The organism is Bacillus sp. NPDC077411 (assembly GCF_044543425.1).
Taxonomy (GTDB): domain Bacteria; phylum Bacillota; class Bacilli; order Bacillales; family Bacillaceae_G; genus Bacillus_A; species Bacillus_A bruguierae.
Genome location: NZ_JBITWA010000040.1, coordinates 1 through 10,540 on the forward strand (window position 1 = coordinate 1; position 10,540 = coordinate 10,540).

The window sequence follows — 10,540 nt, forward strand, 5'->3', positions numbered from 1 at the left end:
CTTGGCAATCCGACATTGACCGCAGAGAAGTTCGTGGAGAATCCATTTATTCCAGGTGAGAAGATGTACCGGACAGGTGACTTGGTAAGATGGTTGCCAGATGGTAACCTAGAGTTTTTGGGACGAATAGATCATCAGGTCAAAATCAGAGGATACCGAATTGAACTTGGAGAGATTGAACATCAGCTATTGAAACATGAGGATGTGGAGGAAGCAGTTGTCATTGCTCGGGAAGATAAAGCGGGTGAGCAGTATTTATGTGGATATATAGTAACTCAAGGTAATGATATAGAAGCGGATCAGATGACTGCCAAATGGAGTAAGGTCTGGAATGATATCTATGGACAGGAAACTACAATTGGCTCTTTCAATACTGCTGGATGGAAAAGTAGTTACTCAAAGGAACAAATATCAGATTATGAAATGAAGATATGGTTAGACGCAACTATCGAAAGAATAGGCATATGTAGTCCTAAGGATGTTTACGAAATTGGTTGTGGAACAGGTATGATTATGTCTAGAGTTGCTCCTATATCAGAAACATATATTGCTAGTGATATGTCTAAGGAAGCCGTAGCTTACTCTAGTAATTTATCGAAGACTATTTCAAAGGCATGTGAGAACATACAAGTTATACAACGAGAAGCTAATGATATTACGGGATTAAAGGAAAAATCATTTGATACAGTTTTATTTAATTCTGTATCACAATATTTTCCTAACCGACAATATCTAATTGAAGTATTAAGGAATTGTGTAAAGTTAGTAAAAGAAGGCGGGAAGATTTTTGTTGGAGATGTGAGGAATTTGGCATTACTGCGAGAATTTTATTTATCCCTCATCCTTGAAAATGATGATATTTCTCTAAAAGATGCAAAGAAAAGAATAGAGAAGATGCAGTTATTAGAAGAAGAATTAGTAATTGATCCAATGTTCTTTTATAAGTTACAAAATGAGATTCCAGAGATAGGTCATGTGGAAATTAAATATAAAAAGGAAAAGAATTTAAATGAGATGACAAGATTCCGATATGATGTAATTCTTCATATTGGAGAATGTAATTTTGCTAAGAGCCACACTGTAAACATGGATTGGGATGATGATTTACTAAATAAAACCATATTTAATGAAAAAGTTATAAGGGAAGACTTTGATGTTTTAACAATAGAAAATGTTCCTAATTCTAGGATAGAAGGCTTATTGAATATTACTAATACTATGATTCAAAATGCTACTGATGTAGAAAGTATTAAAGAGCTAGCAGCAGAAATAGGCGAGAATCAAATAGATGGTGATACTCATTTTCATACTATAGAAAGTTACTTACCAGCAGCATACAAGGCAGATATTTTGTGGTCAGGACCTAAGTCTCATGACAAATATAATATAGTAATCTATAAAGAAACAGTGAGTTTATTGGTGGAATCAGCATTGTCGTTTTGGAATAGTAAGAGTAAGGAATTTTCACTTGATAATTGGGAGGAATATACTAATATTCCATTCAATGAAGAGTCTTCTAGAATTTTATTAAACCAATTGCGGGAGAACTTGTTGCTCGATCTTCCTGAATATATGATACCATCCCAATTTATTCAATTAGATAAGATCCCATTGAACTCTAATGGAAAAGTTGATAGGATGGCTCTTCCTACACCAAGTTGGGAATCTACAAATAAACATGGATATGTAGCACCACGAAGCATTACAGAGACGAAATTAGTGGGCATATGGCAAGATGTTCTATCTTTAGATCAACAGATTGGTGTGCATGATAATTTCTTTGAGCTGGGTGGACACTCTTTGAGGGCAACTTCTGTTATATCAAACGTTCACAAGCAATTTAACGTTGAGATACCACTTAAAGAGATATTCTCTAACCAAACTATTGCTGAACTGGCAATTTACATTGACCAAGCTAGTGAAAGCTTATATAAATCAATTGAACAGGTAGAAGAAAAGGAGTATTACCCATTATCTTCAGCACAGAAGCGCATGTATTTTATTAATCAATTTGAGGAGAATGATATAAGCTACAATATGCCAGCAGTATTAGAGTTGACAGGTGTTGTAGACCGCGTCCAACTAGAAAGAGTTTTCCGACTATTGATTGAGCGTCATGAGGCTTTTCGGACTATGTTTAAAATAGTAGATGATACTCCAGTGCAAGTAATACAACAAAATGTTAATTTTAACATTAATTACCAGGAAATAGACAATGAGAAGATTGATGAGGTAGTAGATGCATTTATTAAACCATTTAATTTATCAGAGGCTCCTCTGTTCAGAGTTGGTTTATTTAACGTAGACGTCGATAAACATATCTTGGTTGTGGATGTACACCATATTATCTCTGATGGTATGTCAATACAATTACTTATTGAGGAGTTTTCTAAGTTATATTCAGGAGAAGTGCTAGAAGAACCAAAAATTCATTATAAAGACTATGCAGTTTGGCAAAATAATATATTTAATAGTAACAAAATGAAACAGCAAGCGATGTATTGGAAAGAACAGTTTAAAGGTAATGTTCCAATCCTTAAGTTACCGACAGACTATCCAAGACCACGTATCTCAAGTCATAAAGGAAATAGTGTAACCTTCCAAGTAAGCCAGGAAGTTACAGAGAAGTTGAAGTTGATAGGCAAACACCAGAATGCCACTTTATATATGGTCTTGTTGGCTGCCTACAACACATTGTTATATAAATATACAGGACAAGAGGAGATTGTAGTAGGATCCCCTGTCGTAGGGCGTCCACATGCTGATTTACAACATATAGTGGGAATGTTTGTAAATACACTTGCGCTAAAAAACAGACCAAATGGGAATAAGTCATTTGCAGAATTCCTCACAGAAGTTAGAGAAACTACCTTAGATGCCTTTAAACACCAAGATTATCCGTTTGAAGAGCTAATAGAAGAACTAGGGATTAGTCGTGATGTTAGCAGGAATCCACTTTTCGATACAATGTTTGTCTTGCATAATATTGATGAAAAGAAATTATATACTAATGGATTAACTATTAGTCCGTATAAATACGAAAATTGTACTTCTAAATTTGATTTATTGTTAACAGCAACTGAAATAAGAGAACAGTTGGAATTTGAGTTAGAGTATAGTTGTGACTTATTTACTAGAGAAAGCATATTAGCTATCGTGGATCAGTTAAAAGAATTGTTAATACAAGTTACCGTATTGCCGAACTCTACCTTAGAATCTTTACAATTAGTTAGAACAGAGGATAATCAAGAGTTAGAGAATATGAATAATTCATTGGAAATGGAATTTAACTTTTAATCTATTATTAAGGGCAATATTATAATGTTGCCCTTAATATAAAAAGGAGTCTATTTATGGTTAATGTTTATAAAGATATACAGGAACTTTCAAAGTCTAGAAATTACTGGATTAAAAAGTATTTAAATAAAAATTTGGAAGCAACAACTTTAATACAGGATTCTCTTCTGTTAAAAAATCCTACATTTAATAAAATAGGGATTAAATTCACACCAGAATTAACTGAAAGATTACTAAAAGTCAGTGCACAGAACAGTCTATCCCTCTACGTTATTTTACTTAGTTCATTTAAGGTTCTTTTATTTAGGCTTCTAGATGAAGAAGAAATTACAATTGCATCTCCTATTTATAGAAAGGGAATAGAGAGCGAAAATAATATATTACCTATAAGCAGTATCATTAAAGGAGACATGTCTTTTAAACAATGTGTCTTAAGTGTTAGAGAAGCAGTATGGGAAGCCTATTCACATCAATGTTATAATATAGAAAGATTTATAGATTCTAAAAAGATTGAAAGGTTTGTTAAAGATAGTATCCCATTTAGTATGATGAATATACATGGAAACTTAGGAAGGGACATAAATTTAGGCTTTTCGTTCCAATTACAAGGCTCTTTTCTAAATGGAGAAATAAATTATAATTCCAGTATATATAACGAAACGACAATAAGGTCCCTGGTTTCAAGATTTATCATTGTACTAGAGCAAGTGTTGTATAATGCAGAATTGAAAGTGTCCGATGTTAATATAATCACTGACATTGAAAAAGAGAAACTGTTCTGTGAATTTACAGGTGATTTACTAGAAACTCACCATGGTAAGACTGTACAAGAAGTTTTTGAAGATCAAGTTTCAAAAACTCCACATAGTATTGCGATTATATCAGGCGAAGACAAAATGACCTATCTACAATTAAATGAAAAGGCAAACCGACTTGCCAGAAATTTGAGAAATAGGGGGGTTCAGCCTGATAGTATAGTAGCTATTGCGGTTGAGAAATCTACAGAGTTTGTCGTAAGTGTATTAGCTGTACTTAAAGCTGGTGGGGCATTTATGCCTATTAATACAAGTCTTCCATCGAGAAGAATAAAATATATGTTAGCACAAAGTAAAGCAAAGGTTGTAATAACTAAAGACTTATGCTTTGATAGCCTTGATTTTGTCGGAGACATCGTCGATATAAAATTAGGTTCAACTTATCATACAGATAGTAGTAATCTTGAAAATCTAAATAGTTACAACAATCTGTTTTATGTGATATATACATCTGGAACTACGGGAAATCCTAAAGGAATAATGCTTGAGCACAAGAGTTTCTTAAATCTAATTAAGTCTGGGCATATTGAAAATGAAATTGATTTTAAGAATAAGAATGTGAGTCAATTTGCTGCTGTGAACTTTGATGTATGCTATCAGGAGATTTTCTCGACCTTGTTAAATGGTAGTACACTTTTCTTGGTAGATGAAGACACTAAAATGAATGTTAATAAATTTTCGGATTTCATTAGGGAAAATAAAATTAATACTTTATTTCTACCACCGGCCTATTTTAATCACTTTTTTAACTATATTGGTTTACAAGATATCTTTACAGATCTTGAGAATATCATTTTAGCTGGAGAACAAGTGATTTTATCTAAAGAGATTAGGAGTAAGCTGAAAAAGTCTTCGGTTATTTTACATAATCATTATGGACCCTCAGAGACACATGTAGCTACAACATATGTAGTTAAAAAGGAGGGTTTAATGGAAAGGCTTCCTATCGGAAAACCTATTTCAAATACAAGAATATTTATTTGCAACAAAGAAAATTTAGTTCCGATTGGTGGGGTTGGTGAATTATGCATCGCAGGAGAAGGGCTAGCAAGAGGATATCTTGGCAATCCGACATTGACCGCAGAGAAGTTTGTGGAGAATCCATTTATTCCAGGGGAGAAGATGTACCGGACAGGTGACTTGGCAAGATGGTTACCTGATGGTAACTTAGAGTTTTTGGGACGAATAGACCATCAAGTGAAAATTAGAGGGTACCGAATTGAACTTGGAGAGATTGAACATCAGCTATTGAAACACGAGGATGTGGAGGAAGTAGTTGTCGTGGACCGGGAAGATGAAGTTGGTGAAAAGTATCTGTGTGGATATATTGTCGCCAACCGTGATATCTCAGTAGCTGAACTAAGACAAACTTTGTTGACTGAATTACCGGATTACATGATTCCATCTTACTTTATCCAGTTGGACAAGTTTCCTTTAAATACGAATGGAAAGATAGACCGGAAGGTCCTTCCGACTCCGGATTGGTCATCAATGGGCCATGTGGAGTATGTAGCGCCTAGAAACGAAATAGAGGAACAATTGGCTCATATTTGGCAAGAAATTTTATCTTTAAACCGGGAAATTGGGATTCATGAAAACTTTTTTGAATTGGGCGGTCATTCCCTAAGAGCTACATCCTTGGTGTCAAAGATACACAAACAATTTCATGTGGAGTTTCCTCTTAAAGAAGTATTTGCACGTCAGACGATTGAGGAGCTTGCTTCATATATCGAGCATTCGAATAAAAGTGTCTATTCCACCATTACAAAGGTAGAAGATCAAGAGTATTATCCATTGTCTTCAGCACAAAAACGAATGTACGTAATCAATCAGTTTGAGGAAGAGAGCCTGGGTTATAACATGTCAGCAGTTATGGAATTGACAGGAAAAGTGGACCAAGAGCGATTGAATTCTGTATTCTGTCAACTGGTTGCGCGTCATGAGTCTTTTAGAACTACATTTGAGCTAGTGGAAGGAACGCCAGTTCAAAAGGTTCATAAAGATGTGAGCTTTAATGTGGAATATATGGAAGTATCAATGGGACAGGTTCAAGAAGCGATACAAGCGTTTATTCGCCCATTTGATTTGTCTACGGGACCTTTGCTTCGTGTAGGGATGTTTAAGATAGATACAGATAGACATATCTTAATGGTTGATATGCACCATATTATCTCAGATGGAATTTCAACAAAAGTTCTAATTGATGACTTTACAAGACTTTATATGGGAGAGTTACTAGAAGAACCGAAAGTTCGTTACCGAGATTACGCAGTATGGCAGAATGAGTTCATGAAAAGTGAAAAGTTAAAGGAACAGGAAACATACTGGAAAGAACAATTTCAGGATGACATTCCAATTCTTAACCTGCCAACAGATTATTCAAGACCGCCAGTCTTTAGTCATGAAGGGAATAGTCTCAATTTTCAAATTGACAAAGAAATTACAGAAAAGCTGAAGTTAATTGGGAAACAACAGAACGCTACTTTATATATGGTCTTGTTGGCTGCTTACAACACATTATTATACAAATATACAGGGCAAGAAGAGGTTGTGGTAGGGTCTCCTATTGCGGGACGTCCACATGCGGACTTGGAACATATAGTGGGGATGTTTGTAAACACGCTCACTTTAAAAAACAGACCACAAGGGAATAAGTCATTTACGGAATTCCTTAGAGAAGTGAAAGAAGTTACCTTGGAAGCCTTTAAACATCAAGACTACCCATTCGAAGAGCTTATGGAAACGTTAAATATTCAGCGAGATATGAGCAGGAATCCGCTGTTCGACACATTATTCACTCTACAGAATATGGACATGGAAAAAATCCAAGCAAATGGGCTAGAGATTAAACCATATGACTATGTTAACAATACATCCAAATTTGATGTTTCCTTGACCGCAGTAGAAGAAGAGAACAATATCGAGTTTGAACTGGAATACAGTACAAGTTTATTTAGACATGATACAATGGTTCGATTCCAAAAGCACTTTGTCAATTTGTTAACAAACTTGTCTATAAGTCAAGAAAAAACCTTGGATGAAGTGGACATCTTATCAACAGAGGAAACAGACTATTTACTGTGTCAAGTCAACAATACACATATGGAATATCCGAAGGATAAGACAATTCATAAGTTGTTTGAAGAACAAGTGGAACAATCTCCAGACCGAGTGGCTGTAGTGGCAGAGGAAAGCCGGTTGACTTACCAAGAATTAAATGAGCGGGCAAACCAATTAGCACGTACCCTTCGAAGTAAGGGGATAGGTCCGGATACAGTAGTCGCGATTATGACAGAGCGAAATGTGGACGCGATAGTAGGTGTATTAGGTATTTTAAAAGCTGGTGGTGCTTACCTACCGATTGATCAAAAGTTACCAAAACAACGTAGCGAATTTATGTTGAGAGATAGTAAAACAGGGTTTATCCTTGGACAGAAAAAGTTGTTAGATACAGTAGAATTTGATGGGAATAAAATCTTTTTGGACAGTGAAAGCTCTTACCATATAAATGGGAACAATCTTGAGGAGGCTTGTATGCCTAATAACTTGGCATACGTTATCTACACTTCAGGTTCAACTGGTACACCAAAGGGTGTAATGGTGAATCATAAATCTATTCTCAATACGTTATGTTGGAGAATAGAATCATATCAATATAGTGACAGTGATATTACGTTACAGATGCCTTCTTTCTCTTTTGACAGCTCTGTTGAAGATATTTTTACTACTTTGCTTTCTGGAGGTAAATTAATTTTAATAGAAGATATAAGAATGAATTTCAGTAAATTTATAAATATTATTCAAAATAATAAAGTAACTAATTTGTTAGCTGTTCCAAGCTATTATAATAATCTATTAAACACTATTGATAAGCCTTTAGTAGATTTGAGATTTGTGACAATTGCAGGGGAAGGTTTTAATGAAAATCTAATTACAAAACATTTTCAGAAAATTCCTCACGTAAAATTGTTTAATGAATATGGTCCAACAGAAAATAGTGTTTGTTCTACAATATGTGAATTAAAACAGGAAGATCAGAAGGTACTTATTGGTAAACCAATAAGTAATAACAGGGTTTATATCCTTGATATGGAAAATAATTTATTGCCATTAGGAGTTGCAGGTGAACTTTGTGTAAGTGGGGAAGGTTTGGCACGTGGTTATTTAAATAGACCAGAGCTCACAGCGGAGAAGTTTGTTCCAAACCCATTTATTCCAGGTGAGAAGATGTATCGGACAGGTGACTTGGCAAGGTGGTTACCCGATGGTAACTTAGAATTTTTGGGACGTATAGACCATCAAGTGAAAATTAGAGGGTACCGGATTGAGATTGGAGAGATTGAGCATCAGCTATTGAAACATGAGGATGTGGAGGAAGTAGTTGTCATGGACCGCGAAGATGAAGTTGGTGAAAAGTATCTGTGTGGATATATTGTCGCCAACCGTGATATCTCAGTAGCTGAACTAAGACAAACTTTGATGGCTGAATTACCGGATTACATGATTCCATCTTACTTTATCCAGTTGGACAAGTTTCCTTTAAATCCGAATGGAAAGATAGACCGGAAGGTCCTTCCGACTCCGGATTGGTCATCGATGAGCCATGTGGAGTATGTAGCGCCTAGAAACGAAATAGAGGAACAATTGGCTCATATTTGGCAAGAAATTTTATCTTTAAACCGGGAAATTGGGATTCATGAAAACTTTTTTGAATTGGGTGGTCATTCCCTAAGAGCTACATCTTTGGTGTCAAAGATACACAAACAATTTCATGTGGAGTTTCCTCTTAAAGAAGTATTTGCACGTCAGACGATTGAGGAGCTTGCGGCATATATCGAGTATTCGAATAAAAGCGTCTATTCAACCATTACACAGGTAGAAGATCAAGAGTATTATCCATTATCTTCAGCACAAAAGCGAATGTATGTAATCAATCAGTTTGAAGAAGAGAGTTTAGGTTATAACATGCCAGCAGTTATGGAATTGACAGGAATAGTGGACCAAGAGCGATTGAATTCTGCATTCTGTCAACTGGTTGCGCGTCATGAGTCTTTTAGAACTACATTTGAGCTAGTGGAAGGAACGCCAGTTCAAAAGGTTCATAAAGATGTGAGCTTTAATGTGGAATATATGGAAGTATCAATAGGACAGGTTCAAGAAGCGATACAAGCGTTTATTCGCCCATTTGATTTGTCTACGGGACCTTTGCTTCGTGTAGGGATGTTTAAGATAGATACAGATAGACATATCTTAATTGTTGATATGCACCATATTATCTCAGATGGAATTTCAGCAAAAGTTCTAATTGATGACTTTACAAGACTTTATATGGGAGATTTACTAGAAGAACCGAAAGTTCGTTACCGAGATTACGCGGTATGGCAGAATGAGTTCATGAAGAGTGAAAAGTTAAAGGGACAGGAAACATACTGGAAAGAACAATTTCAGGGCGATATTCCAATTCTTAACCTGCCAATAGATTATCCAAGACCGCCGGTCTTTAGTCATGAAGGGAATAGTCTCAATTTCCAAATTGGCCAAGAAATTACAGAAAAGCTGAAGTTGATCGGGAAACAACAGAACGCTACTCTATATATGGTCTTGTTGGCTGCTTACAACACATTATTATACAAATATACGGGGCAAGAAGAGATTGTGGTAGGGTCTCCTATTGCGGGACGTCCACATGCGGACCTGGAACATATAGTGGGGATGTTTGTAAACACACTCGCTTTAAAAAACAGACCACAAGGGAATAAGTCATTTACGGAATTCCTTAGAGAAGTGAAAGAAGTTACCTTGGAAGCCTTTAAACATCAAGACTATCCATTTGAAGAACTTGTGGAAACGTTAGATATTCAGCGAGATATGAGCAGGAATCCGCTGTTCGACACATTATTCACTCTACAGAATATGGATATGGAAGAAATCCAAGCGAATGGGCTGGAGATTAAACCATATGACTATGTTAACAATACATCCAAATTTGATGTTTCCTTAGCCGCAGCAGAGGAAGAGGACAATATCGAGTTTGAACTGGAATACAGTACAAGTTTATTTAGACATGATACAATGGTTCGATTCCAAAAGCACTTTGTTAATTTGTTAAACAACTTGTCTATAGATCAAGAACAAACCTTGGATGAAGTGGACATCTTATCAACAGAGGAAACAGACTATTTATTATATCAAATCAACAATACACATATAGAATATCCGAAGGATAAAACAATCCATAAGTTATTTGAGGAACAAGTGGAACATTCTCCAAATCGAGTGGCTGTAGTGGCAGGAGAAAGCAAGTTGACTTACCAAGAATTAAATAAGCGGGCGAACCAGTTAGCGCGTACCCTTAGAAGTAAGGGGATAGGTCCGGATACAGTCGTTGCGATTATGACAGAACGGAATACAGATATGTTAGTAGGTCT

The 10,540-nt window shown here is 35.7% G+C and carries 1 protein-coding gene and 1 pseudogene; both read left to right on the plus strand.

The features are described 5' to 3' along the window. A pseudogene (locus ACIGHG_RS25305) lies at positions 1 to 2,439 on the plus strand (class I SAM-dependent methyltransferase); the annotation flags it as partial. 914 nt (positions 2,440 to 3,353) lie between these two features. Continuing rightward, on the plus strand, positions 3,354 to 10,540 hold a 7,187-nt coding region (locus tag ACIGHG_RS25310), incomplete at its 3' end, for an amino acid adenylation domain-containing protein (RefSeq protein WP_396551202.1).